The organism is Saccharopolyspora sp. NPDC002578 (assembly GCF_053592695.1).
Map to the genome: position 1 here is coordinate 30698 of NZ_JBSFWJ010000029.1, position 23918 is coordinate 54615.

The window sequence follows — 23918 nt, forward strand, 5'->3', positions numbered from 1 at the left end:
CGTCGCACGTTCGGCGGTCGCGCGGAGGACGCCGGCGGGGTTCGTGGAGCCGTCAGCCGGAGGTCCCGTTCTTGAGCCGGATGAAGGATTCGGCCTCCCGCACACCGCTGCGGTAGAACAGCAGCCCCGCGACCACCGCGACCACCGCGAGGACGCTGGTGACGATTCCGTCCACCAGCCCGTTCTCGAACGGCGGCAGATCGCGGGATCCGCGCAGGAGGTCGGCGAGCGGGCCGGGGTCCGCGGCCAAGGAGTACCGGACGACGAAGTGGCACCCGCTCAGCACCAGCAGCACCGCGAAGTAGCCGAGCAGCCACCGGGCGCGGCGCAGGTGCTGGGCCCGGTTGCGATCCGCTTCCGCGCGGCGGGACCAGAACATCAGTGTCGCGACCACGACCATCAGCGCGCACGCCCACAGCAACGTGGGGAATCCGGTGTAGAACGCGATCACGGTGACCGCCGCGAAGCTCACCGGCGCCAGCGCGCGGCCCCCGCGGGTGTCGAGTCGCGAGTGCTCCAGGACGTTCTGCCGCCACGACGCCCGGTAGCAGACGGCGGCGTAGGAGTAGACGAACAGGTAGAGCACGCTCTTGGCGGCGGTGATCTCGGAGATGCCCGCCCACATCAGCACCAGCAGGCCGAACCCGAACGCGAAGATGACCAGCATCGGCTGGAACGACTTGCGCTTGTTGAAGCCGGGCAGCGCGAGCACTCCCTGCTCCGCGGAGGTCTTGAGCACGATCGCGGCCAGGTAGAGGAAGACCAGCGCGTTCGTCAGCGGCGGCAGGACCGTCGCGACGACCCGCAACGCGAACGGCCAGCCCGATCCGGGATCGGGCAGGTGCCAGTTCCCGGCAAGTCCCTCGGCGAACACCAGCTGGAGCCCCGCGTAGAGCAACAACGAGATGATCAGCGCGCCGTAGACGGCGAAGCCGCGGTGGTCCTTGCCGGACTTGTCGCCGTTGTCCACCGGCCCTTGGAACCCGGTGAACGCGAAGATGATCCCGGTCGTCGCGGTCACGGTGAGCACGGCGAAGACGGCGTCACCATCCTGGCCCGGGTTCGGGAGGATCAGCACGTGGGCGAACGCGGAGACGCCGATGAACACCAGCAGCAGGAGGACTTTCGCCGCGCTGAGCACCACGTTCAACCGGAGCATCGCGCGGGCACCGAGGACGTGGACCGCGAACAACGCGCTCAGCAAGCCCAGCGCGAGCAGCCCGATGCGCCAGTCCGCCACTTCGCACGTGCCGTCCTCGGACGTGCACCACCGCCAGCCGAACGCGTCGTTGAGCGCGGTCGCGGCGGCCAACGCCCCGGCGGGCGGATTCCCCGCGTAGACGACGAACAGTCCCGCGTTGATGATGGTGCCGACGACCCGGCCGCTGCGGTCCTGCGCCCACCACGCCAACCCGCCCGAACGCGGATCCGTGCGGGCGAGCCGAACCACGATCGCGGCCACCAGCACGAGCACGGCGAACCCGACCAGCCACGGCAGCACGCCGAGGTAACGGTGCGGACCGGTCACCTGCGCGACCTCGGGAATGCCGATGATCCAGCCGGACCCGAGGACACCTCCCAGGGCCAGAGCCAACTGCTGCCACTTGCCGAGCGCCACCGGTTCCCCGTTGCCAGCGTTCCGGTGCACCACACGGCCCCCAGCGCGTAGAAGGATCGGCGACTCGGCCGAGATCGATCGATGCTACCGACGATCCTCTTGCTCGCGAACGATCTTTCGTCGATCTGAGCGCGGGAAAGCTCGGGCGGGGGCGTTAGCGGACCAGGGGGCGCCCTACTGGAGCAGCGCCCGCTGCTGCGGGGTGGAACGGGTCAGCCGGGGTCTTCCTCGGATTTGCGGCTGTCGACGATGAGGGCTTCGGCTCGGACGAGGACGTCGATCTGGGCGGGGTTGTAGAGGTCGCGAATGGCTTTGCCGAAGGTCCGCTGGGCGTGGCGGACGCCGCCGGGGGCGTCGGCGTGGATGTCGCGCAATCCGGGGTTCGCCTCTTCGACGTCGCGGATGTAGGGGGCGAGGCGTTCGGCCAGCCGCTGGCGGGTGTCGTCGTCCGCGTCGGCGGTCAGCTCCTCGAACTCCTTGTCCGCGGCGTCTCCGGGGGCGTTGCGCAGCAGGTCGCCGTAGGTCTGCAAGCCCTGCGGGCCGAGGACCCTGGTCATGACCACGACGAGGGAGCGGTCCGCGTCGGAGAGCCCTGCGTTCGCGGCGACCGGGGCGAAGTCCGCGGGCAGGTCGGTGGGCGCGGACTTGCTCAGGATGAGGCCGAGTTCGATGCGGGCTCGCTGGAGCCGTTCGATGGTGGCGGCCAGTTCGGCGTCGAGGGTGCGCAATGCCTGCTCCGGGTGGTCGTCGGCGTCGCCCATGGCGGCGATCTGGGACAGCGAGAAGCCGAGGTCGGTCAACCGCTTGATGCGCAGCACCCGAACCAGGTGGGCCACGCCGTACTGCTTGTAGCCGTTGGCCCGCCGCTCGGGCTCCGCCAGCAGGCCGACCTCGTGGTAGTGCCGCACCGCTCGCAGGCTCGTCCCGGCCAGCTCAGCGATCTCACGCGTGCTCCATCCCACGCCATCACCTCGTTCGTAGAGCGTTCCGCCGACGCGGTCGCGCCGACGGGTTCCAGTGAAAACCGTGCCGTTGCGGCACGGTCAAGCGCGCGAGCGCCGAAGCACCGCGCACGAACAGGCATAACCCAGAAGTGTGACCCATGACACTCCGCCTGGATCTTGAGCATGCCGTTGCGGCACGGCTTCTCCTGGTTCGCAGCTCACCCCACACCACGGCACACCGGGAGATCAGCGATGACCACGATGGACCGCATCGACGACCGCACCGACGAGACGACCACCGCACCGGCCTTCGAGCAGAAGCAGACGATGCTCGACCACCTGGGCGGTCCTTCGGGGATGGTGTACACGACGCTGCCGGTCGTCGTGTTCGCCGCGACCGTCCCCTTCGCGCCGCTGCCCATCACCATCGGGATCGCGGTCGCCGTGGCCCTGGTGCTCGCCGGAGTGCGGCTGCTGCGCGGGGAGAAGGTCTCGGCGGCGCTCGGCGGCGTGTTCGGCGTCGCGGCTGCGGGCGGCATCGCCGCGTGGACCGGGTCGGCCAACGACTTCTTCCTGATCGGGATCTGGGCCAGCCTCGCGGGCGCCGTCGTCACCCTCGCCTCGCTGCTGGCCCGCAGGCCGATCACCGGGCTCGCCTGGAACGCCCTGCACGGCGGCACGCACCACTGGCGCGAGGACCGGCCGTCGCTGCGCGCGCACTACATCGCCACGCTCGCCGCGACCGCCGTGTTCACCGCCCGGTTCATCGTCAAGGAATGGCTCTACCTCGCCGACTCCACCGGCTGGCTCGCGTTCGCGAAGGTCGCCATGGGCACCCCGCTGACGGCGCTCGCCGCCGTGGTCGTCGTCTGGGCCTTCCGCCGCACCACCAAGCGCCTCCTCCGCCAGTCCTGACGGCGCACGGGCGCGGCGGCGGGTCGCGGCCGGCTCGCGGCGGAACGGGCTCTCATCGCGGAGCCACGGGAGCAACCTCCTCCGCCCCACGCCTGCCACGGGCCGCCGCCGCCATCATCACGGTGCCCACGGCGAAGGCGGCGCCCAGCGCTCCCCAGCCGGTCAGCGCGCCGCGCAGCACGACGACGGTCATGAACGGCGGCCCCACCGCGAACTGCACGGCCTGGCCGAAGTCGAAGGCGCCGAGGTAGGCGCCCATCGAACGCTCCGGCGCGAGGCGGTAGGACAGTTCGAACGCCGACACCGAGTGCATGTTCTCCCCCACCGTGATCAGCACGACCGCCAGCACCACGACCAGCAGTACGACGTCGGCGGAGGCGTTCTCCGCGGTCAGGAACAGCGCCGCCGCGGCCAGCAGCGGGACCAGCGCGCGGATCGCGGTGCGGCGCGCGGCGGGGATGGTGCGGGTCCACCGGGTCAGCGGCACCTGCAATCCCACGGTCAGCACGGTGTTGATCGCCAGCAGCGGCCCCACCCAGCCGTCGGCCAGCGGGGTCCTGGTGATGATCCAGAGCGGCAGCAAGGTGAACAGCACCGAGTCGTGCAGCAGCAGGATCGCGTTGCCCGCCACCAGCGTGAGGTAGCGGGAATCCTTGAGGACCGCCTTGCGCCGCTCCGGGGATTCGACCGCTACCTCGTCCGGTTCGGGCACCGGTCCGCGTCCGCGCCGGATGAGCACCCGCACGACGGCCAGCAGCACCAGGAACGACAGCGCGTTGATCGCGAATCCGGTGAAGTACGCGGCGTCGGTGCCGATGGAGACGACGACGCCGCCGAGCAGCAGTCCGACGCTCATGCCGATGTTGCGGGCGGTGCGCAGCACGGCCATGGCGCGGCTGCGGTTCTCCGGGCGTTCGGCCTGGAGCAGGAACAGCTGCTGGACGGGCGCGCTCGCCCGGTCCGCCAGGCCCAGCACGCAGAGCAGGACCGCGTAGGCCCAGAACGAGGACACGAACGGGAACGCCGCGTACCCGACGGTCCGGACCAGCAGCAGGAACGTCCACACCCCACCGGCCCCGATCCGGTCGGACAACCACCCGGCCGGGCCCGGCGAGGCGAGCGCGATCAGGTTCGCGGCACCCACCACAACACCGACCTGGACCGGGTCGATCCCCAGGCGCACCACCACGTACACCGGGATGAGCACCAGGAACAGGCCGGTTCCCAGCGCGTCCACCAGCCCGCCGCCAGCCAGGACCAAACCCCGGCGGCTTCCTCGGGCGACATGCGTCAACTGCACGACAGAGACCTCTCAACACCGCGATCCCCGCGCCGAAAACCCGGCCGGGCCGCGCCCTCTCGGGGCAGACGTGAATGCTGTCATTTCCCCGGAACGGCCCGGAATCCGGGCGGCGCGCGGTGCGAGGGGCTGCGCCGAACGCCCCGCGATGCGCGGCGCGACGTTCGGCGAGCCGGACGAATCAGCGCGAGAAGCGGCCGGCCTTCACGGCTAACAGGAACTCGCTCCAGCGAGCGGCATCGATCGCCACGTACCCACCATCGCGGTCCTTCGTATCGCGGACCGCAGCACTTGAGCCGAGCTTGCCGACCTCGATGCAGTTGGAAACCAGGTGCGAGCGGGTGGACTTTCGCCAGTTCGTGGGCGTGACGTTCACTGCATCTCCCCTTCCAGATCACCGACCGAGACGACGGCGAGCTTCGCCGAGTGAGGTCAGCGCGAGTAGCGGCCGGACTTGACCGCGGTGAGGAACTCGTTCCAGCGGACGTGGTCGGTGGTGAAGTGCCCGGCGGCGCGGTTCTTGGTGTCCCGCACGCCGATCACGGCCGGGGTGATCGCCACCTCGACGCAGTTTCCGCCCGAGTTCGACCGGGACGACTTGCGCCACTTCACGTCATGCAGATCCACTGCGATCCCTCTTCGTGTCTTCGGCGATGTGTGCAGGCGAAACACTCGATTTGCAGCGTCCCTGGTATCAGGCTGAGTGCAAAGCACGCCGCCTCCGCCGCGAACGGCTTGATGCCACGGCTCCGGAAACGCCCGGAATCCGGGCGGCGTGCAGCGGACCGGCTGCGCCGAACGCCCGCCGTGGACGGCACGACGTTCGGCGAGCCGGACGAATCAGCCCGAGAAGCGGCCAGACTTGACGGCTAACAGGAACTCGTTCCAGCGATCGGCGTCGATCGCCAGGTATCCGGCGGCGCGGTACTTGGTGTCACGAACCGCAGCGCCAGCACCGACCCTGCCTACCTCGACGCAGTTGGAAACCTGGTGCGAACGGCTCGACTTCCGCCAGTTCGTGGGCGTGACATTCACAGAACCTCCCCTTCCAGATCACGTGCCAATTCGGCGACGAGCTTCGCCGAGTGGTCTCGGCTCAGCGCGACTTCCCGCAGCGTATCCAGTGCAGGCGAGTACGGAGCGACATCGATTTCGTCGTAGAGGAAGACACCGGACGCGTAGTGCTCCAAGTGGACGATCGGTGAGGTCTTGGCGAACGTGTAGTAGCTGAAAGACCCCACGTGGCCCGGATGCCACCGCTCCGACACCGCAGGGATCACGTAGAGGGTGACGTGCTCGTTTCCCATCACCGTTTCCAAGTGTCGGAGCTGATCGAGCATGACTTCAGCACCGCCGATCCGGTCTCGCAGCGCGGTCTCCGAAATGAATGCCGTGAGCCGCACCGGATTCCTCCTGGTGAGCACTTCGCGCCTGCCCACCCGCATGGTCACGTAGGGCTCGATCTCGTCGCTGGCCATGTCGGCCATGACCGCCCGCGCGTAGTCGGCCGTCTGCAGCAGTCCCGGAACGATGCTCGTGGCGACGTCGACGATCTCCGTGGCGGTCCGTTCGAAGTGGATCAGCCTGGTCAGCTCCTTGCGAAGGCCCACCCCCGTGTCGAGCCAGTTGGGCTGGTCCGCACCCCGGGCCATCTCCACGAGCGAGCCGTACCGCTCCCCCGTCACGCCCAGCGTCGCGAGGATCTGCGCGACGTCCTCGGGTTTCGGCGTCCGCGTACCGGTTTCATAGCGGGAGATCGACACGTAGCTGATGCCGATCTGCTCGCCCAACTGCTGCTGCGTGAGCCCCGCCGCAGTCCGGCACTCGCGCAGTTCCGCTCCGAGCGCTCGGGCCTTGGGAGTGTGCTCCGATTTTCCAGGCATGAAAATGATCATATTCGCTCTACCAGCACAGATCATCCCCCTTTCGGGGAATTGAAAGCTGATTTACCGATACACGATCATAAGTTGGCAAACATTGGTAAATGCGGCTGCAGGGGGTAAGGCGATGGATGTTCTGATCTGGGCCGCGTCGTGCGGGCCGGTGGATTCGCGGTGGCACGTGGTGCGGCGGTCCGACGGCGGCGCGTTGCCCGCGCCGTGCGGGGCGTTCGTGTACGGGCCGGTGCACCTGCGGCGCGGCGCCTGCCCGGACGGCACGTTCGATCGGGACGCCTGCCGGGAATGCGTGGCGGTGAGCGATGCCTGACCGGCACTTCTGGCGCCCCGGCGGCGATGCGGTGCGGCACGCGTTCCGGGGGCGCCGCTGGTGCGGCCAGGTGAGCGAGACCTCGGTGTGCGGCACCGGCGTTCGGCTCACCGCCGATCCGTCCGAAGAGGACTGGGTGATCGCCCCTACCTGCACCGACTGCAACGCGGTGCTGCGCGCCGAACTCCCGGGGCCGGAGCCGGGCCTGTTCGGTTGAGGCCCTCGCAGAATGAACTCAGGTCGTAGTCCTGTCAGCGGCGGAGCCGCTGAGCAGCGACCAGCCAGAGCAAGCCGCTGAGGTTCCGCTGAGCGACCAGCTACGCAGGTCACTCCGATATGACTCCTGAACTCCCGGGCCGAGCGGACCCCTCCTCCCCGATTCGCTCGCAGCCCGGGTGGCCTCCCGCCCGTCGCGGCGCCGGAAACCCCGACCCGGCCCGCGCTCCGGGAGGCCGAGCGGGGGCGCACCTCGTCCTGGTGCGCCCCCGCTCACTCCAGCATCGTCACGAATTCGTCCACTGTGGTCGGTCGGGAGTCCCAGCCGAGTTCGCCCGCGAGGCGGAACAACTGCGGTAAGCGGTGCGGGGCGGTGTCGGTGAAGACCTCGGCGGGAGCGCCGTCGGCGACCAGCTCGCCGTCGGTGAGCAGCAGGACCCGGTCGAAGTTCTCCACGCAGAAGTCCATGTCGTGCGTGGTGGCGATGACCGTCCGGCCCCGCTCGGCGAGGTCCGCGAGCACCGCGCTGAGCACGTCGAGCGCGAACGCGTCCTGGCCGGTGGTGGGCTCGTCCAGCACCACCACCGGAGTGTCCATCGCCAGCACCGACGCGATGGCCACCAGCTTCCGCTGCGCGGGCGCCAAGTGGTACGGGTGCGCGTCCGCGAGCTCGGTCAGCCCGGTCGCCGCCAGCGCCGCCGCGACCTGCGCGTCCGCCTCGGCCGCCGAGCGCCCCAGGTTGCGCGGCCCGAAGCGGACCTCGGCCGCCACCGTGCGCGCGTGCAACTGGTCCGCGGGGTTCTGGAACACGAAGCCGACCTGCGCCGCGAGCGTCGAGATCGGGTACTCGCCGGTGTCCCGGTCACCGACCAGCACCCGGCCCGAGGTGGGGCGCGCGAGGCCGTTGAAGTGCTGCACCAGCGTCGTCTTGCCCGCCCCGTTGGGGCCGATGACCGCGACCCGCTCCCCCTGGCGCACGGTCGTGGAGATCCCGCGCAGCGCGGTCACGTGCTCGTCGTACTGGTGGGTCAGGGACTCGACCCGGATGTCTGCCCGCACGGCGGGGCCTCCTCGACACGTCGTTTTCCCCGGTGCCGCCGGGATTCCGGGTCAGCGGGGGTGGATCGGCTCGGGTGCGGCGAAACCCGCGGCGGCCTCGTCGAACAGGACCGGCAGCGGCCGGTCCGCGGGCCACCGGCCGCGTTCGGCGGCCTGCCGCGCCGCTCGGGTGTACCGGGTGGGCGAGACGCCGAAGCCGGGCAGCCGCTCGTCGGTGAACACCTCGTGCGGAGTGCCGTCGAGGGCGATCGCGCCGTCGGCGAGCACGACGATCCGGTCGGCCAGCTCGACGAGTCCCGCCACCTTGTGCTCGACCAGCACCACGGTGATCCCGCCCGCGCGCAGCGCCGCCAAGGCGCCGAACACGAGCGCGGTGCTGGCCGGGTCGAGCTGCGAGGTCGGCTCGTCGAGCACCACCACCTTCGGCCGCATGACCAGCACCGCACCGATCGCCACCAGCTGCTGCTGGCCGCCGGAGAGGCTGAACGGCGACCGGTCCGCCAAGTGCGCGATGCCCAGTTCGGCGAGCACGGCGTCGATCCGCTCGACCATCTCCGCCCGCGGCACGCCGAGGTTCTCCAGGCCGAACGCGAGCTCCTCGCGGACGGTGAACTTGGCGCCGGACATCTGGTTGAACGGGTCCTGCACGACCAGGCCCACATCGGTGACCGCTTCGGCGAGCGCAGTGGTGGCCATCGAGCGGCCCGCCACCCGCACCGCTCCGGTGAGGGTCCCGCCGGTGACGTGCGGGACCATGCCCGCGATCGCCGCCGCGAAGGTGGACTTGCCCGCCCCACCCGCGCCCACGACCCCGCACACCTGGCCCTGCGGCACCGACAGCGCGATGCCGCGCAGCGCGGGCTCGGCGGTCTCCGGGTAGGTGAAGCCGACGTTCTCGAACTCGATCACCGGGCGACTCCGACGACGTTGGCGACGACGGCGGCCACCGCGACCGCCGCCATGAGCAGTCGCGCCACCCGCTGCGCCGGGGAATCGGCGAGGGCGAGCAGCGCGGTGCGGCGGTGCGGGGCGCCGAACGCGCGCGCCTCCATCGCCACCGCGCGGGCCTCCAGGTCGGCCAGCGAACCCAGCAGCAGCGGGCCGATCAGCGGCAGCAGCGTCCGAACCCGGCGGCGCAGGCCGGTGGTGTCGAGGCCGCGCGCCTGCTGGGCGCGCAGCACGTTGCGGGCGCGGGCGCGGAACGCGGGCACGATCTGCAGCGTCGCCGACACCACGTAGCTGGTCTTCGGCGACAGGCCGCGTTCGACCATCGCGCTCATCAGCGCCCCCGGATGCGTGGTGAGCAGCAGGAACAGGAACGCTCCGAGCATCGCCACCAGCCGCAGCGAGGTGAGCGCCGCGAAAGACAGCCCCTCGGCGGTGACCGCCACCGGCCCCCACGCGGCCAGCACCGTGGTGCCCTCGGGGAAGAACAGCCCTTGCAGCAGGAACACCGAGATCACCAGCGGCGCCGCGAACAGCGGCAGCAACCGGGCGTAGGTGCGGCCCACCCCGGCGACCACGACCGCGGGCACCAGCACGAGCAGCACCAGCAGCAGCGGCGCCCAGAACACCGGGATCGCGAACGCCGTGGTGGTCACGGCCAGCGCGAGCGCCAGCTTCGTCACCGGGTTGAGCCGGTGCACGGGCGAACCGCCGTCCTGGAAGAACATCACCGCGCTCATGCGCCCACCTCCGCGGCGGCGCGCCGGTCGCGGCCGAAGACGCCGTGCTCCCGCGCGAACGGGAACCGCTGGCGCAGCCGGGCGGGCAGCGCCGACAGGACCGCGTAGGCCAGCAGGCAGACCACGACCTTGTCCAGCGGGTCGGCGATGAGCCCGTTGATGGTGGCGGCCTCCAGCATGCTGTTGCCGTAGGCCTGCAACGTCCCGATGACCACCGACTGCCCCAGCTGACCGCTCGCGTTGCCGAAGACGAACGCGGTGGTCGGCGCGGACACCATGCCGGCGACCACGCCGATCAGCGCACCGGCCACGACCACCGCGGGCGCTCGCCGGAACAGGCCGAACCGGGCGAACAGGCCCACCAGCGCGCCGACGGAGGCGGCGGTGACCGCGTAGGGCAGCGAACCGGGGTTGATCGTCATGCCGACGGTGATGCTCGACAGCGCCCCGCACGCCGCGCCCGCCGCGGGTCCGGCGAGCGCGCCGACGAGCACCGTGCCGATGGAGTCCAGGTGCACCGGCAGGCCGCTGATCCGCACCACCTGGCCGATCACGATGTTGAGGGTGATGGCCACCGGGAACAGCGTCACCGTGGAGGTGGAGAGCCGGGCCATGGCGCCGCTGACGATCAGCAGCGACCCCGCCAGGTAGCCGACGAGGGCGAGCAGCGCCGCCGAGCCGCCGACCCCGTGCGGGGACGTCGGCCGGGTCGCGATCAGGGACGCGTAGGTGAGCACGACCACGGCGGTGCCGAGGGCGGTGCGCGCCCCCGGCGACAACCGGATCGGCGGCGCGAAGCGGAGTGCGGTCATGCGCTCGGGCGGCCTTCCTGCCAGAGCACCGGGCAGTACTCGGGATCGGAGTAGTCGGGCACGCCGTCGGCGGTGCGGCGCACCAGCTCGTCGTGCTTGTAGGTGGTCTGCCTGCTGTCAGTGGCGAGCCGGTGGTCGCGGTAGGCGTTCGAGCCGTCCTGCATGTGCATGGAGATGGCCCGGCGCGGCCGGTCGCTCACGTTGGGGCCGCTGCCGTGGTAGAGGCGGCAGTGGTGGAAGGTCATGTGCCCCTTGGGAATCGTCATCGGCACCTTGACCACGTCGGCGTCGTTGCGCCGGGACGCTTCGGCGAGCAGGTGCTCGCGCTGCTGGTCGCCTTCGACGGCGGCGTGGCCCTTGCGGCTGTCCCAGCCGCGGAACTCCGACCACCGGTGGCTGCCGTCGACCATGGTGATGGTGCCGAGCGACTCGTCGCAGTGGTGGAACGGGATGAACGCGGTGATCAGGTCTTCGGAGCTGCAGGACGCCCAGTAGTACTTGTCGAAGTGCCAGGGCACGATGTTCGACTTCTCGCCGGGCTGCGGCGGCTTGTAGAGCAGGGTCGCCTGGAACATCCGGATCAGGTCGACCTGCGCGAGCCGCGCCGCGGTCGCCGCGATCTCGGGTTTGCGCAGGATCGCGGCGATGGCGTCGCTCTCGTAGTGCACGTAGTCGTTGTTGCGCTGCACGTCCCCGTCGGCGGCGGTCCAGTAGGACAGCTTCGCCGGGTGGTGCGGCAGCGTCCGGTCGCGTTCCCCGGCGTAGTAGCGCTCGCTCGCGTCGACGAGGGTGTCGACCTCGTCGTCGGTGAGCAGCTTCGGGGACAGGTACCAGCCGTGTTCGGCGTAGAACCGGACGTCGTCGGCGGAGGGCAGCAGCGCCGGGTCCGGGTCGAGCGAGGTGGTGTCGGGCACGGTTCTCCTCTCAGGGGTCGCGCGGGGCGGGTGTCCCGCGCCTGCGCGCGCTCGGCGGCAGCGGGGGCGCCGCACCGGTGCGGCGGGCCGGGCGGGGCGATCTCGTCGCCGCCGAACCCGGATCGGCTCAGCGGGCGGCGGGCCGCCCGGCGCGGAATGGGTCGCCGGGAAGATTCCCCTGATCTGCGAAGATGATCACGAGCGAGGAAACTAGCACGGCCCAAATATGCGCCGCAAGCACGCTAGACACCCCATAATTGCCAAGGCAACAACATTTACACGGGATCACCCACATGGATCAGCAGTGCTGATATCGACGCCATCACGCGATCCCGCGAAAACCAGGACGAATTGACCGGCAAGACCAGAACGAGGTCTTTCCACACTGTTCCCGACTACACCTCCACCCCGCCCGGACGCATCATCATCGCCCGTTTTGCCCGGTAGACATGGTCTTTGACATGGAAAGCAAGTACACGAACGGCCGAACAACCCTAGTAATATCACCAAAGTTCTGGTGCTGGAATCGAGACCAGACGGGTTCATAACGACAGTTCGACCACATCAGATCGTGCACGTCAGCACCGACCCCTCCTCATCGCGGCGAAATGGTGAAATCACCATTCCGGCCGCTATGCCCACGCCCTCGACCGGTGGTATTCACCGCCGGTCCGACGAGTGCGGGCGCACTCGCGGAGGGCACAACCACAGCACCGAGCGGAGCACCGTGTCTGAATTCGATTCCTTCGCCGACGCCTACACCACCGGACTTCGCGAGATCCTGGAGGGCGGTTCCGCCGTGCCCTCGGTGCGCGACCCGCACTCCAAGGCATCGGACTTCGGCCAGAAGGACCGCCCCTACCAGGAACTGATCGCCCACTCCTTCCGCGTGCGCGACCCCCGCAGCTCGCTCGCGATCAGCCCGGCGCTGCCGGTGAACCTGCCCTACTGCTTCGGCCTGCTCGCCTGGTCGCTGGACGGGCGCAACGACGTCGACACCCCCGCGCACTACCGGCGGGGCGCGCACGAGTACTCCGACGACCAGCACACCCTCAGCGGCGCCTTCGGCCACCGCCTGATCACGTCCTCGGGGAACCAGATCGGGGCGGTCGTCGAGCGCATCCGGCAGGACCCCGCGCACCGGCGCACCTTCGCCCTGGTGCTCGAACCCGAGGACAACTTCCGCCAGTCCCGCGAATACCCGTGCGCGGTGGGCGTGCAGATGTTCCTGCGCGACGACCGGCTGAGCTGGATCACCGTGATGCGCGCGCAGCAGGCCCTCACGGTGCTGCCCTACGACGGCTTCCTGTTCATGCTGATGCACCAGTGGGCGGCGGCGCTGCTCGGCGTGGAACCCGGCCCCTACATCCACCAGTCCGGCACGTTCCACTTCTACGACAACGAGATCGAGCTGGCCCGTTCCGTCGCCGACGGCCCGATCACCGCCGGATCGCTGCCCGCGCTGCCCGATACCCCGGAGCAGGCCCAGGCCGCTGTTCGCGAGCTCGTCGACACCGAGCGCGGCGTCCGCGAGGCCGTGGCGGCGGGCGACACCGCGGCGCTGGACCGGTTCGCCGCCACCAAGGCCGAATCCGACTTCGCCGACGTGGCCCGCGCGTGCCTGACCACCTTCGCCTACCGCAAGCTCGGCGACTCCACCACGACGGTGGACTCCCCGGCCGCCGCGGCCGAGGTGCGCGACCTGATCACCGCGCTGTGACCGCCCCGGGCCGAAGCACCGAGGGGAGTCCGAAGTGGACGTAGTCGTGCGCGACCCGCTGCTGCCCGAACCGGTCCCGGCCGATCCCGCAGGCCGGCTCGGCGACCGGCTTCGCCTGCGCCGCAACGCATTCACCGCCGCCGAAGGCGACCAGGAGGCGGCGCTGCGCTTCCCGGTGCTGGCCGCGCTGGTCCCGGTGGCCACCAACCGGGGCGGCGAAGTCGCCTACCCCGGCGACCCGATGTGCCTGTACTCCGCCCTGATCAGCACCGTCGAACGGTCCGCGCACCGGCGCGCGACCGGGCTGCCCGAGCAGCCCGACGTCGACGACGTGTACCCGGACTGGGGCCACTACCCGGACGTGCACTACCGGCGCAGCCAGTCCGGGCCGCGCACCGGGCTGGCCGCCGAGAACCCGACCACCGACGGCAAGGTGTTCGACCCGCGCATCTGGGACGCGGCCGCGCGCAGCGCGTTCCTCGCCCAGCTGCGCGCGCTGCGGCCGAAGGTGCTGCTGCTCAGCGCGGTCTCCGCCGGCCACCGGTACGCGCTGGAGATGGCCGCGGACGCCAAGCGGGAAGTCCCCGAGTGCTTGGTGGTGCTCGGCGGCAGGCACGCCGACGAGACCATCCGGGAGGAACGCGGCTCCGGCCTCGTGCAGCTGTCCTGGAGCAGCACCGTCGAGGTGCAGCGCGACGGGCGCAGCGACCGGGTGGTGGACTTCGTCGTCGCAGGCGACGGAGCTCCGCTGCTCGACCTGCTGCTGCAAGCGGTCGGGCTCGTCTCCGAACCCGGCTTCGCCGGGACCGACGTCGACGCGGTGATGGACGCGCTGGCACCGCTGGCCGCCACCCGCGCAGACCTCGCCGGAGTCGGCAACATCGTCGGCTTCGGCACCCGCGACGTGCTGGTGCAACCGGTGCGCGGCCGGGCGCTGAGCCGGTCGGAACTGCCCTCGCCGTACGAGGCGTTCTCCATCCGAGCCCGGTTCGGGGTCTTCGAGCAAGCCGGTTCGTCCCCGCACGGCAGCCGGACCGCGCACATGATGACCTTGGACGCCTGCCCGTTCAAGTGCACCTTCTGCTCGGAGAGCAGCGCGATGAAGCGGCTGCCCACCCGGTTCGCCATCACCGAATCGCAGGAGGTCGCCCGCCGGGTGCGCACCCTCGCCGACTGGGGCGCGGAGGCGCTGTTCTTCGACGACCCCGTGTTCTGGGGTGGCAACTGGACGGCGATCAACGAGTTCTGCCGGGACCTGCTCGCGCTGGCGGAATCCCACCGCCCGCTGCGGGAACTGGAGTGGGGCGCGCAGCTGACCGTGGACGTCGTGCTCAACAAGGCCAAGCGCGACGAAGTGGCCGCCGGGCTCGACCTGATGCGCGAAGCCGGATGCACCTACATCTACATCGGCATCGAGTCGATGTCCGAGCAGGTCATGCGGCACGTGAAGAAGAACCTGCTGCGCCGCAACCCCGAACCGTGGGTGGGCAAGGTCCGCGCGGCGCTGGAGACGATCCGCGACCACGGCATCCGCGTCGGCAGCTCCGTGCTGTTCGGCCTCGACGGGGAGGACCGCGACACCATCGCCGAGACGATCGAGCAGATCGGCCTGCTCATCGACGACGACCTGCTGATCATGGCCAGTCCCAACATCCTCACCTACCACCCCGGCACCGGCGTGGCCCAGGAGCACGGGCAGGACAAGCTCGACTACCACTCCCGACGGGAGAACACCCCGCCGTACACCTTCTTCGAGGAGGCCTACCCGGAGGTGGTCTCGAAGCTGCTCACCGAGGACGACATCTGGTACATCCACGAAACCGCCGAACGCCGCTGGGGAAACGTCCGCAACAGCGCCATCGACGAGAGCGGCGTTTCCGTCGGGTGATCTGCGTAGCGGGTCCGGTAGCGGAACCTCAGCGGCCTTCTCGCTGCGGGATCGATTTCTGATGTATGCCATACACGGCGAAATCGCTGTCCTCGCGAGAAGGCCGCTGAGAACCCGCCGGTGGTCACCCTGCTCAAGCCGGTCACTGCTCAGCGGCTCCGCCGCTGACAAGACACAGACCAAGAACACGCTGCAAGAACGACTGATGTTCGAGAGGGATGCGCGATGCTGGAACAGACTCTGAATCCGCCGCTGGAAGTGGATCGCGGCAGCTACTGGGCGCCGTACTTCACCTACTTCCCCGCCATGTCCCGCTACCTGCCGACCGGCGTGTACGCCCAGCAGGTGCGGCCCAGGGCGTGCGTGCTCGGTGCCTCGGACGGGAAGTTCGCGCTGCCGCTGCTGCGCGCGGGCTGGGAGGTCGTCGGGGTGGAGACCGACGAGCTGTTCCTCGACGGCGGGGAGCTCGACCTGGTCGACGGCCGCCACGAGGTGGTGGGGCTGCGCAAGCGGCTCGCCGACGAGGGCCTGGAGGACCGCTGCACCATCGTCGAGCAGGACTACATGACGCTGCCCGCCGACGGCGAGTTCCAGTTCGTCATGGGCAGCGGGCTGTGGTCGATGCCACCGAACCGCCACCACACCCTGCAGGCGCTGTTCGACCACGCCATGGGCATGGTCGCGCCGGGCGGGATCTTCTTCGCGGACTGGCTGATCGGGCTCAACCCGGAGGAACGCGCCTGCGGCTACTACCCCGGCTTGGAGGAGATGGGGCGCATCGTCGCCCGCGACGGCTGGGAGGTCTTCGAGAACACCGACCTCGGCATCTACGGCGAGAGCCACCTCGGGTTCGAGCAGTGGCACTACCACCGCTACGCCGCGATCGTCGCGCACCGCTTCCACGCGGCGGCCGGATGACACCGGCACCACCGCGCCGGGTGTGGGTGCTCGGCGGTTCGGCCAGCGGCAAGACGACGTTCGCCACCGAGTTCGCGGCCGTCGCCGGCGCCCGGCACGTGGAGCTGGACCGGCTGCACTGGCAGCGGGACTGGACGCCGCGGCCCGCGGCGGAACTGCGCGCGGAACTCGGCGCGGCGCTGCGCGAACCGACCTGGGTGGTCGACGGGCAGTACGCCGTGGCGGTGGACGACTTCGCCGCCACGGCGGACTGCGTGGTGTGGCTCGACCCGCCGCTGCGCGTGTCCTGGCCGCGGCTGCTGCGCCGCACGATCCGCCGATACGTGCGGCGGGAGGAGCTGTGGGCGTCGGGCAACCGGGAGACGTTGCGCAGCGTCGTCGGCCCGCGCTCGATCCTGTGGTTCGCGCTGCGGCTGCGGCGGCGGATCGAGGAGGCCAACCAGCGGCTGTTCGACGAGCTCGACGGCACCGGCCCGGTGCTGGTGCGCAGCCGCACCTCCGACCCCGCCGCGCTGGCCAGGCGGATCGGCCGCGGCGATGTCGGCTGAGCGGATCGTCGAGGCGGTCGCCACCGACCTCGACGGCACCCTGCTGCGCTCGGACGGCACCCTGTCCGAGCGCTCCGCGCGCGCCCTGCGCGCCGTCGCGGCGGAACTGCACCTGGTGTACGCCACGGCTCGTCCGCTGTGGAGCGCGCGGGAGGTGCTGCGGGACGCGGCACCGGGCGACCTGATCTGCTCCAACGGCGCCGTGGTCGCCGACACCGGATCCGGGCGGATCGTGCGCACCGTCGCGATGCCCGCCGAGCTCACCGCCGCCGCCGTCGCCGAGCTGACCCGCCGGTGCCCCGAAGCGGTGTGGGCGCTGGACCGGGTCGAGGACCGGGTGCTCTCCCCCGGCTGGCCGGACGTCCTGGCCAGCGCGTCGGCGCGGGTGCACCGGGCGGAGGCCGTGCCCGCCGGGTTCGGCGTGCTGTGCCTCATGGTCGTCGGCTGCCCGCCCGAGATCGGCCGCGAGGTCGCCGTCGAACTCGGCCTCGGCTGCACCTCCTCGACCTCGGGCCTGCTGGAGTTCTCCGCTCCCGGCGCGGACAAGCGCACCGCGCTGCGGTGGGTGCTGGCCCGGCGCGCAACGACACCGGACGCCGCGATCTGCTTCGGCGACGCCCCCAACGACCTGGGCATGTTCGAGGTCGCGGGCACCGCCGTCGCCGTCGCCGGGGCCTCGCCCGAAGTGCGGCGCCGCGCCGACGCGGTGGTCGGGGGCAACGACGAGGACGGCGTCGCGGCCCATCTGGAAGAGTTGATGATCACACACCGCCGCACCCCAGAAGGACGACCGATGAAGCTCACCGCCTACGACCGCGCCGCCGAAGTTCCGGGGCAGGTGTGGGATTCCCTCCGCGAGCGGGCCACCACCTATTCGGCGTCGGGCTGGCTGGGCGTGCGCGAGGAGGAGCTGCCGGAGACCGCGGCGGCCCGCCACCTGATCGCCGCCGACGACGAGGGCGCGGCAGCCGGGCTGGAGACCTACGCCTTCACCGAACCCCCGCACCGCCTCTACGCCCCGACCTTCCTACTCGACGGCATCGTCGACGACGAGCGCGCGCAGGCCTACGAGCGGCGGCCGTACGTGATCGGCGCGGGCTGGTCGGAGTTCCGCGGCCAGCTGCCGGTGCGCCCCGGGCTCCCGGCCGCCGACCGCGCCGCCGCAGTGGACGCCCTCACCGCCGACACCCTCACGTGGGCCGTCGACCGGGACGCCGACCTGCTCGGCTACCTGTTCCTGCCGCTGGACCAGGCGCTGGAGGTGGCCCGCGCGCACGCCGACGCCGAGCCGGTCGTGGTGCTGCAGGACGTGGAGAACGTGCTGCGCACCGACTGGTCCTTCGACGACTACCTGGCTTACCTGCCGCGCAACCGCCGCACCCGGGTCCGGCGCGAGCTGCGCGAGTTCGCCGAGAGCGGGCGCACCATCCGCGAGGTGGAGCTGGCCGAGGTCGTCGACGTGATCGCCCCGCTGAACAACGCGCTCATGCAGAAGTACGGCCACACCTGGTACAGCCTGGAGCGCGCGCTCGACGTCTACCACCGGCAGGCCCGGCACCTCTCCGCCGACAGCTCGGTGCTGCTGGTCGAGGACGAGGGCAGGCCCGCCGCGTTCGCCCTGCGCTACCGCCGCGACGACGGGATCTACTCGCGGGTGGTCGGCTTCGACTACGACCTGCCGAACCGGGCGGACTACTTCAAGGTCCTGATGTACGAGGCGGTGCGCACCGGTGCCGAGCGCGGCATCGCGGAGATCGGCCTGGGGCTGGGCACCTACGAGGCCAAGCTCGGCCGCGGCGCGCAGCCGGTGCCGCTCTACAGCGTGTTCGCCGGTGTCCGCGAACCGCTGCCCGCCGCGCCGGACGCGGTGGCCGCGCACAACCGCCGCAAGGTCGACGAGTTCGCCGAGCAGTTCGGGCGCTTCGTCGTGGGCGGCGCGGACTTCGAGGCGTGGCTCCCGGAGAACCACCGGGCCTGACGCCCGCTCGGCCGGCGGTGCGCGCCCGTCCGAACGGGCGCGCACCCGGCCTCGCGTGACTGTCCACTCAGGACGAATGCGGTCTCGCCGCCGCGGCCCGGTGCTGCCCGAAAGCAGTGGCTCGGGATGGCCGCGAAGCCGATCACCCGCCCGCCTCGAATCCTCGACTCGGCACGTGACCGGGATGAGCCGCCCGACGCGCACCACCAGCAGCGTCGCGGTGACGTAGTTGGTCGACGCCGTCGACCGCGCTCGGCATCTCCAGCACGCGGCCTGGAGGGCTCCAGCGCCTGGGCGACGATGCCGGTGTTCGCCGCCGGGATCATCGTCGTCCAGGTGGTGTCGAGCAGGCTCTGGCTCGCCCGCTTCCGCTACGGCCCGCTGGAACGGGCTTGGCGCTGCATCACCTGGTGGGACCTGCAACCGATCCGCCTGCGAGCGTCCGCGAACTGACGGAGCTCCCCGCCGGTCTCACCGGTCGGGGTTCGCCGCCGCGAGCCTGGCCCGGATGGCGTCGACCAGCAGCCGCAGCACGTCGTCGAACGGCGGGATCCAGATGCCGAGCGTCTCCGGGGTTCCCACGGCGGCGGCGAGCTCGTCGGCGGGCGCGTTCGACAGGCCACCGACCACGGCGGCCGTCGTGGCCGCCCCGAGGACCTGCTGGGAGATCGCGCTCGCTGCGATCGCCCGGTCCTGCTCGGTGCCCCCGGCCTCGCGCAGCGCGGTGATGATCCGCTGCGCCAGCGCCAGCGCGTTCGGCCCGATCAGCGGTCGCGCTCCCGCGAACTCGGCGGCCCAGGTGTGGGCGACGAACGAGTCGTAGTACTGCTTCGCGACGCGGAAGACGACGTCGTCCCACGGCACGTCGTCGCCGGGCAGCGCGCTCGCCGCTTCGGCCAGCACGTGGTCGACCGCCAGGTCGATGAGATCTTCGCGGCGCTGCACGTACCAGTACAGGCTCGTCGCGTGCACGCCCAGTTCCGCCGCGACCTTGCGCATGGTCAGCGCGCTCGCGCCGTCGCGGTCGAGCAGCGCGACGCTCGCGGCGACGATTCGGTCCCGGCTCAGCGATGACTCCGAGCGGCGGGGACGTTGCGGGCGGTAGAAGACGCTGTCCGGCTGCTGCTCGGACGGTGTTTCGGACATGGGTCGAGCATAATCGAGACCTACACTGTTGGAGTTCTCTCCTACAGTGTATGTTGATCGTCATGATCACCGATGAGCACGCGCCCCAGCGCCCCGCCGGCACCGTCGACCCGGCCCGCGCCACGACCCTCCCGGCCCGCGGCCTCGCCGCCTACTTCCTGATCGCCTTCGGCTTCTCCTGGATCCTGTGGTGGGCGAGCACCGCGGTCCCCGGCGTGGACCCGATGGCGTTCGTCATCGTCGGCAGCTTCGGCCCGGCGGTCGCCGCGGTCGTGGTCACCGCCGCCCTGCACGGCAGAGCAGGCGTGGGCGCCCTGTTCCGGCGGTTCTCCCCGCGCGGTCGAGGCTGGTTCCTGCCCTACCTGATCGCACTGCTGCCCGGCGCGTTCGTCCTCGCCTCCGGCCTGATCCCGGTGCTGCTGCGCGGAGCCCGCATCGACGAGGTCGCACTGGCACCCGCCCTGGCGAGCCTGCCCATGACCTTCCTGTTCATCGCACTCGCCGGCGGCGGCAACGAAGAGCTCGGCTGGCGCGGCTTCGCCCTCCCGCGGTTGCAGTCCGCGCTGCCGCCGTTCGCCTCGAACGTGGTGCTCGGCATCATCTGGGCCGTGTGGCACGCCCCGCTGTGGGAGATCCAGGGCACCTCGCAGGCGGGCATGTCCATCCCGATCTACGTGCTGCTCGTGGTCGGACTCTGCGTCGCCTTCGGCACCGTCCACAACGTCGCGCGGGGCGGACTGCTCGCGATGGTGCTCGCCCACGCCGCCGTCAACACCGCCTCCGGGCTCAAGGCCGCCGCGCTCGGTTCGACGGGCGAGGCCGACGCGGTGATCGCGATGACCGTGCTCTGCCTGCTCATGCTCGCGTTCACCAAGGGACGCCTGGGCCTGCCCCGCCGCGAGAAGATCGAGCAAGCCGAGTCCTGACCGGCCGCCCGCGCGCAGCGGCGACCGGACGAGCAGGCCCACCCGGCGGGAACTCCGAGTGGGCCTGCGGTGCGACCGGGTTCAGCGAGGCTCCGCCCAGGGGCTCGCGAGCGGCAGCGGAGCGGAATCCGCTCAGCCCTGCCCCTGCACGACGTCGGCGACGAGCCGGCCCGTCTCCTCGGGCAGCTCCACGTGGAAGTAGTGCGCGCCCAGACCGACGGGCACGAGGTGCATCCGATCCCCGAGCCGCTCGACGGCCTCCGGTGCGATCTTCTCCCCGACTCCGAACACCGTGATCGGATGCCGCACCTCGCTCAGCGCCGCTTCCATGTCCCACGCGATCAGGCCTTCGAACGCCTTGGTCCCGGCCGGTTGCCGCACCGACGACATCTTGGCGAAGTACGACTCCTTCAGGCCGGGATCGGTGTCCACCGGCGAACTCGCCTCGACCATGCTGCGCACGAACCCGGCGAAGTCCTCGCGGAGGGGCCGCAGCAGCCCTCCGGCCTGCTCCTCGTCCAGCGCGCCGAACACGAACAGGTAGTGCAGCGCGTCGAGGGCGACGATGCGGGTGACCACCTCCGGACGCAGCCGAGCGACCTCCACGACGACGGCGCCGCCCAACGAGTGCCCGACGACGACGCACTCGTGCACCGACTCCGCGTCGAGCACCGCCACCACGTCGCGGGCGAACTCCTCGACCGTCCAGACCTCCCGCCCGGAACGCGACTCGCCGTGCTCGGCGAGATCGACCACGATCACGCGGTTCTCCTCGGGCAGGAACCCCGTCAACTCGTCGAACTCCGTCCGATTCCCCGCCCAACCGTGCACGAGGACCACGGCCGAACCCCCCACCGGCCCGCTGACCGTGTAGCGAATGGTCGTCTCCCCCGACCGCCGAACCTCGCGGTTCTCCGAATCCCTGCGCACTTGCGCCATGAGCACTCCTGAAATCGGTCCCTCGTGCCGGTGATCCACCCCGACGCTAGGCAGGCCATCACCACCGGTCAACGAAGCCCGAAGAGCGGGACGATCAGCGGCACCACCGGAATCCGCCGACCGCGCTTCGGGAATCGCCACGACCACCGCGCGTCGCCCACGGCAGCGGTCCGGAGCGCGCGGGCGACGCCTCGGCCCCGACGGCCCCGGGACGACGATGTCGTCGCTCCGCCGGTGCCGGTAGGGTGGGCCACCGGTTGAGCAGTCAGCCTGATCATGCACGCGAGTAGTCGCCGCTGATCACAGGCCTGGCTGCCCTCTTCGGGTCGCGTTCCCGCTGCGGACGTGTCCTCCCAGGCCGTGGTGCGGCTGCGCCTCGACGAGCGCCGAGGAGGATCCCGTGACCGGTTCGCCTGCATCGTTCGGGCCCACGCCCGTCCGCGCCGGGAGAGCATCGACCGACTTCACCAGCACGCCCGAACCAGCGACGGCCCGTCCACCGCGAAGGCCGGGTCTGCGGCAGCGCGTTTCACGACCGGACCCGGACACGATCGTGCTCGCGGTCGACGGGGACATCGACGCCGGGACCGTGCGGAGCTTCGAGGAAGTCCTGCTGCCGCGGCTGTCGGCGACCGCTCGACTGCTCGTGGTGGACCTGAGCGAAGTCGGATTCCTCGGGCTGGCGGGCCTGGAGGTCCTGCGGCACGCGCGGTTGCGCGCGCTCAGCACCGGGTCGCGACTGCGGCTGGTGGTCCGCGGCCACGCAGTGCCCCACGCGCTCGACCGGACGGGCGTGGGCGCGGAGCTGAGCTGCCATCCCACCCTGGACGCGGCGTGCGCCTCAGCGCGCTGAAACCGGCCGCTACGGTGCTGGTCCGGAGGAGGAGAGGACCGCATGCAGCAGAACGAAGCTGAGGGCACCACCGCCTGGCAGGCCCAGCTCGACGAGATCACCGGCTCCCTGGAATCGCTGGCCGATGCCATGGATCGCGAGGACAGCCTCGACATGCTCCTCCACGGGGTCTGCGATCAGGTGCTGCGGGCGATTCCGGACGTGGACATGGCCGGGGTCACGCTGGAGACCGAGGACGGCCCCAAGACCGGCGCCTGCACCGACGAGACGACCTTCGAAGTCGATCTGGAGCAGTACCGAGCGGGCGCCGGGCCGTGCCTGCACGCCGCGGAGTCGGGTGAGATCGTGCGGGTCGACGCGGAGGGAGCCCGGCAGCGCTGGCCCGAATTCGCGGCGGCCGCGCGCCGCCTCGGAGTGGGCAGCTACCTGTCCGCGCCCCTGTTCATCGATTCCGAGTACCGCGGCGCGCTGAACCTCTACTCGTCGCGCGACCACGGGTACCGCGAACTCGACGAAACGGTCCTGGAGCTCTACACCACCGCGGTGGAGGGGCACCTGCGGACGTGGCAACGCTATCTGGCGACCCGCAGGCTGACCGAGCAGTTGCGCACCGCCCTGGACTCGAGACCCGTCATCGACCAGGCGAAAGGAATCCTCATGGTCTTGCACGGCTACGACGCCGACCAGGCTTTCTCCTGGCTCGTCAAGCAATCGCAGAACACCAACACGAAGCTGCGGGACGCCGCCGAGCGCATCGTCTCCGAAACCGTCACCGCGCGCTCCAACGGGACGAGCGGCTAGCCGCTCACGTCCCGGCCGGGGGGGAGCTCCCCCGCGCACGCGGGGAGGGGTGCATCCGCTGCTGTGCCGAACGGATGCACCCCTGCGCGCTGCCCGGCAGGGCACGGCTTCCGGCTGAACCACACCCCACCTCGGTCGGCCCCGCCCCGGGAACAACGCCGACTTGCCATGCGAGTTTCCCGATCACCCCGCTCCTACACGTGGTTCGGCGAGATCGGACCGATTCGGCGCACGACGAGTCGATGTTTGAACACGAGCCCGTCCGGGCACATCGATGTCGGACCGCCGGTTGAACGCCACGGCCGGCTGCCGGAACACCTGATCTGAGCGCGAATCCCGCGCCACACCGCTGCGCCCGGCCACCACGGGCGATTGCGGCTCACGCAGCGAGCTGCACCGGCTCGACCCGGCGCGCGGCCGTGGGCCTCCGAAACGGGATTCGCCGCGGGTTCTCGACCTCATCGGCTCAGCGGACGGACCTCCCCCATCGGACGCGCCGGCACCCGAACCACGACTCACCGCCAGGAAAG

26 protein-coding genes are annotated in these 23918 nt (G+C 70.9%); 12 read left to right on the forward strand and 14 right to left on the reverse strand.

Annotation, left to right across the window (positions count from 1 at the left end):
- Nucleotides 1-52: 52 nt before the first annotated feature.
- Together ACWD38_RS15795 and ACWD38_RS15800 are read right to left on the reverse strand one after the other, a co-directional pair.
- A complete protein-coding gene (locus tag ACWD38_RS15795; RefSeq protein WP_184482804.1) occupies nucleotides 53-1648 on the reverse strand; it encodes an amino acid permease in 1596 nt (531 codons plus the stop codon).
- A gap of 182 nt (nucleotides 1649-1830) precedes the next feature.
- On the reverse strand, nucleotides 1831-2580 hold the full coding sequence (locus ACWD38_RS15800; protein WP_184482807.1) for a MerR family transcriptional regulator: 750 nt from the start codon (nucleotides 2578-2580) through the stop codon (nucleotides 1831-1833).
- A 234-nt stretch (nucleotides 2581-2814) separates the two neighbouring features.
- Here ACWD38_RS15800 and ACWD38_RS15805 point away from each other — a divergent pair, with 234 nt between their 5' ends.
- Nucleotides 2815-3477, forward strand: coding sequence for a DUF3159 domain-containing protein (locus ACWD38_RS15805; protein ID WP_450124332.1), 663 nt, complete (start codon nucleotides 2815-2817; stop codon nucleotides 3475-3477).
- A 52-nt stretch (nucleotides 3478-3529) separates the two neighbouring features.
- On the opposite strand, the gene ACWD38_RS15810 is transcribed toward ACWD38_RS15805, so the two are convergent.
- From ACWD38_RS15810 to ACWD38_RS15830, 5 genes are all read right to left on the reverse strand, one after another.
- Entirely contained in the window at nucleotides 3530-4738 is a 1209-nt protein-coding gene (locus tag ACWD38_RS15810) for an MFS transporter (protein WP_450124333.1), read from the reverse strand.
- A 220-nt stretch (nucleotides 4739-4958) separates the two neighbouring features.
- Complete coding sequence (locus tag ACWD38_RS15815) at nucleotides 4959-5153, reverse strand: DUF397 domain-containing protein (RefSeq protein ID WP_184482820.1); 195 nt, start codon at nucleotides 5151-5153, stop codon at nucleotides 4959-4961.
- Between the two features lie 56 nt (nucleotides 5154-5209).
- On the reverse strand, nucleotides 5210-5404 hold the full coding sequence (locus tag ACWD38_RS15820; RefSeq protein WP_450124334.1) for a DUF397 domain-containing protein: 195 nt from the start codon (nucleotides 5402-5404) through the stop codon (nucleotides 5210-5212).
- 213 nt (nucleotides 5405-5617) lie between these two features.
- The gene (locus ACWD38_RS15825; RefSeq protein WP_450124335.1) at nucleotides 5618-5812 is read right to left on the reverse strand and encodes a DUF397 domain-containing protein; all 195 of its coding nucleotides are present in this window, start codon (nucleotides 5810-5812) and stop codon (nucleotides 5618-5620) included.
- Nucleotides 5809-6696 carry a helix-turn-helix domain-containing protein gene (locus tag ACWD38_RS15830; RefSeq protein ID WP_450124336.1) on the reverse strand — a complete coding sequence of 296 codons (888 nt, stop codon included), beginning with the start codon at nucleotides 6694-6696 and terminating at the stop codon, nucleotides 5809-5811. The genes ACWD38_RS15825 and ACWD38_RS15830 overlap by 4 nt, the downstream gene beginning before the upstream one ends.
- Before the next feature lie 88 nt (nucleotides 6697-6784).
- Between ACWD38_RS15830 and ACWD38_RS15835 the strand changes: the two genes are divergently transcribed.
- Nucleotides 6785-6985, forward strand: coding sequence for a hypothetical protein (locus ACWD38_RS15835; RefSeq protein WP_184482832.1), 201 nt, complete (start codon nucleotides 6785-6787; stop codon nucleotides 6983-6985).
- Nucleotides 6978-7202, forward strand: a complete 225-nt coding sequence (locus tag ACWD38_RS15840) for a hypothetical protein (RefSeq protein WP_184482835.1) — start codon at nucleotides 6978-6980, stop codon at nucleotides 7200-7202. Before ACWD38_RS15835 ends, ACWD38_RS15840 begins: the two co-directional genes overlap by 8 nt.
- Before the next feature lie 272 nt (nucleotides 7203-7474).
- Here ACWD38_RS15840 and ACWD38_RS15845 read toward each other — a convergent pair whose 3' ends face one another.
- The 5 genes from ACWD38_RS15845 to ACWD38_RS15865 are packed head-to-tail and all read right to left on the reverse strand — an operon-like array spanning nucleotide 7475 to nucleotide 11671.
- Nucleotides 7475-8260, reverse strand: coding sequence for an energy-coupling factor ABC transporter ATP-binding protein (locus tag ACWD38_RS15845; RefSeq protein ID WP_450124337.1), 786 nt, complete (start codon nucleotides 8258-8260; stop codon nucleotides 7475-7477).
- A 51-nt stretch (nucleotides 8261-8311) separates the two neighbouring features.
- Nucleotides 8312-9169, reverse strand: coding sequence for an ATP-binding cassette domain-containing protein (locus ACWD38_RS15850; protein ID WP_184482841.1), 858 nt, complete (start codon nucleotides 9167-9169; stop codon nucleotides 8312-8314).
- A complete protein-coding gene (locus ACWD38_RS15855) occupies nucleotides 9166-9945 on the reverse strand; it encodes an energy-coupling factor transporter transmembrane component T family protein (RefSeq protein ID WP_184482844.1) in 780 nt (259 codons plus the stop codon). The genes ACWD38_RS15850 and ACWD38_RS15855 overlap by 4 nt, the downstream gene beginning before the upstream one ends.
- The gene (locus ACWD38_RS15860; RefSeq protein WP_184482847.1) at nucleotides 9942-10757 is read right to left on the reverse strand and encodes a hypothetical protein; all 816 of its coding nucleotides are present in this window, start codon (nucleotides 10755-10757) and stop codon (nucleotides 9942-9944) included. Before ACWD38_RS15860 ends, ACWD38_RS15855 begins: the two co-directional genes overlap by 4 nt.
- Nucleotides 10754-11671 (reverse strand): phytanoyl-CoA dioxygenase family protein, encoded by a 918-nt coding sequence (locus ACWD38_RS15865; RefSeq protein WP_184482850.1) that lies wholly within the window; start codon nucleotides 11669-11671, stop codon nucleotides 10754-10756. Before ACWD38_RS15865 ends, ACWD38_RS15860 begins: the two co-directional genes overlap by 4 nt.
- A 727-nt stretch (nucleotides 11672-12398) precedes the next feature.
- On the opposite strand from ACWD38_RS15865, the gene ACWD38_RS15870 reads away from it, so the two are divergent.
- The 6 genes from ACWD38_RS15870 to ACWD38_RS15895 all read left to right on the forward strand — a co-directional run bounded on the left by ACWD38_RS15870 (nucleotide 12399) and on the right by ACWD38_RS15895 (nucleotide 19176).
- The gene (locus ACWD38_RS15870) at nucleotides 12399-13391 is read left to right on the forward strand and encodes a thymidylate synthase (protein WP_221315934.1); all 993 of its coding nucleotides are present in this window, start codon (nucleotides 12399-12401) and stop codon (nucleotides 13389-13391) included.
- A gap of 34 nt (nucleotides 13392-13425) precedes the next feature.
- Nucleotides 13426-15279 carry a radical SAM protein gene (locus ACWD38_RS15875; RefSeq protein ID WP_184482857.1) on the forward strand — a complete coding sequence of 618 codons (1854 nt, stop codon included), beginning with the start codon at nucleotides 13426-13428 and terminating at the stop codon, nucleotides 15277-15279.
- Nucleotides 15280-15504: 225 nt separating this feature from the next.
- Entirely contained in the window at nucleotides 15505-16197 is a 693-nt protein-coding gene (locus ACWD38_RS15880) for a class I SAM-dependent methyltransferase (RefSeq protein WP_184482859.1), read from the forward strand.
- Nucleotides 16194-16745, forward strand: a complete 552-nt coding sequence (locus tag ACWD38_RS15885; RefSeq protein WP_450124338.1) for a hypothetical protein — start codon at nucleotides 16194-16196, stop codon at nucleotides 16743-16745. Before ACWD38_RS15880 ends, ACWD38_RS15885 begins: the two co-directional genes overlap by 4 nt.
- Complete coding sequence (locus ACWD38_RS15890; protein WP_450124339.1) at nucleotides 16735-18723, forward strand: GNAT family N-acetyltransferase; 1989 nt, start codon at nucleotides 16735-16737, stop codon at nucleotides 18721-18723. Before ACWD38_RS15885 ends, ACWD38_RS15890 begins: the two co-directional genes overlap by 11 nt.
- 126 nt (nucleotides 18724-18849) lie before the next feature.
- On the forward strand, nucleotides 18850-19176 hold the full coding sequence (locus tag ACWD38_RS15895; RefSeq protein WP_184482867.1) for a DUF418 domain-containing protein: 327 nt from the start codon (nucleotides 18850-18852) through the stop codon (nucleotides 19174-19176).
- 18 nt (nucleotides 19177-19194) lie between these two features.
- On the opposite strand, the gene ACWD38_RS15900 is transcribed toward ACWD38_RS15895, so the two are convergent.
- Entirely contained in the window at nucleotides 19195-19869 is a 675-nt protein-coding gene (locus ACWD38_RS15900) for a TetR/AcrR family transcriptional regulator (protein ID WP_184482870.1), read from the reverse strand.
- A gap of 62 nt (nucleotides 19870-19931) precedes the next feature.
- On the opposite strand from ACWD38_RS15900, the gene ACWD38_RS15905 reads away from it, so the two are divergent.
- A complete protein-coding gene (locus ACWD38_RS15905; RefSeq protein WP_450124340.1) occupies nucleotides 19932-20795 on the forward strand; it encodes a CPBP family intramembrane glutamic endopeptidase in 864 nt (287 codons plus the stop codon).
- Between the two features lie 132 nt (nucleotides 20796-20927).
- Here ACWD38_RS15905 and ACWD38_RS15910 read toward each other — a convergent pair whose 3' ends face one another.
- Entirely contained in the window at nucleotides 20928-21734 is an 807-nt protein-coding gene (locus ACWD38_RS15910; protein WP_450124341.1) for an alpha/beta fold hydrolase, read from the reverse strand.
- 553 nt (nucleotides 21735-22287) lie between these two features.
- Between ACWD38_RS15910 and ACWD38_RS15915 the strand changes: the two genes are divergently transcribed.
- Nucleotides 22288-22587: an STAS domain-containing protein gene (locus ACWD38_RS15915; protein WP_184482878.1), complete on the forward strand. Its 300-nt coding sequence runs from the start codon at nucleotides 22288-22290 to the stop codon at nucleotides 22585-22587.
- Nucleotides 22588-22629: 42 nt separating this feature from the next.
- Nucleotides 22630-23388 (forward strand): ANTAR domain-containing protein, encoded by a 759-nt coding sequence (locus ACWD38_RS15920; protein WP_450124342.1) that lies wholly within the window; start codon nucleotides 22630-22632, stop codon nucleotides 23386-23388.
- Nucleotides 23389-23918: the final 530 nt, after the last annotated feature.

What these genes read in the sequence shown, in the direction of transcription:
- ACWD38_RS15805 (WP_450124332.1), top strand. Translation starts at nt 2,815, where the DNA reads ATGACCACGATGGACCGCATCGACGACCGCACCGACGAGACGACCACC.
- ACWD38_RS15830 (WP_450124336.1), bottom strand. Translation starts at nt 6,696, where the DNA reads ATGATCTGTGCTGGTAGAGCGAATATGATCATTTTCATGCCTGGAAAA.
- ACWD38_RS15835 (WP_184482832.1), top strand. Translation starts at nt 6,785, where the DNA reads ATGGATGTTCTGATCTGGGCCGCGTCGTGCGGGCCGGTGGATTCGCGG.
- ACWD38_RS15840 (WP_184482835.1), top strand. Translation starts at nt 6,978, where the DNA reads ATGCCTGACCGGCACTTCTGGCGCCCCGGCGGCGATGCGGTGCGGCAC.
- ACWD38_RS15855 (WP_184482844.1), bottom strand. Translation starts at nt 9,945, where the DNA reads ATGAGCGCGGTGATGTTCTTCCAGGACGGCGGTTCGCCCGTGCACCGG.
- ACWD38_RS15860 (WP_184482847.1), bottom strand. Translation starts at nt 10,757, where the DNA reads ATGACCGCACTCCGCTTCGCGCCGCCGATCCGGTTGTCGCCGGGGGCG.
- ACWD38_RS15880 (WP_184482859.1), top strand. Translation starts at nt 15,505, where the DNA reads ATGCTGGAACAGACTCTGAATCCGCCGCTGGAAGTGGATCGCGGCAGC.
- ACWD38_RS15885 (WP_450124338.1), top strand. Translation starts at nt 16,194, where the DNA reads ATGACACCGGCACCACCGCGCCGGGTGTGGGTGCTCGGCGGTTCGGCC.
- ACWD38_RS15890 (WP_450124339.1), top strand. Translation starts at nt 16,735, where the DNA reads ATGTCGGCTGAGCGGATCGTCGAGGCGGTCGCCACCGACCTCGACGGC.
- ACWD38_RS15895 (WP_184482867.1), top strand. Translation starts at nt 18,850, where the DNA reads ATGGCCGCGAAGCCGATCACCCGCCCGCCTCGAATCCTCGACTCGGCA.
- ACWD38_RS15900 (WP_184482870.1), bottom strand. Translation starts at nt 19,869, where the DNA reads ATGTCCGAAACACCGTCCGAGCAGCAGCCGGACAGCGTCTTCTACCGC.
- ACWD38_RS15905 (WP_450124340.1), top strand. Translation starts at nt 19,932, where the DNA reads ATGATCACCGATGAGCACGCGCCCCAGCGCCCCGCCGGCACCGTCGAC.
- ACWD38_RS15910 (WP_450124341.1), bottom strand. Translation starts at nt 21,734, where the DNA reads ATGGCGCAAGTGCGCAGGGATTCGGAGAACCGCGAGGTTCGGCGGTCG.
- ACWD38_RS15920 (WP_450124342.1), top strand. Translation starts at nt 22,630, where the DNA reads ATGCAGCAGAACGAAGCTGAGGGCACCACCGCCTGGCAGGCCCAGCTC.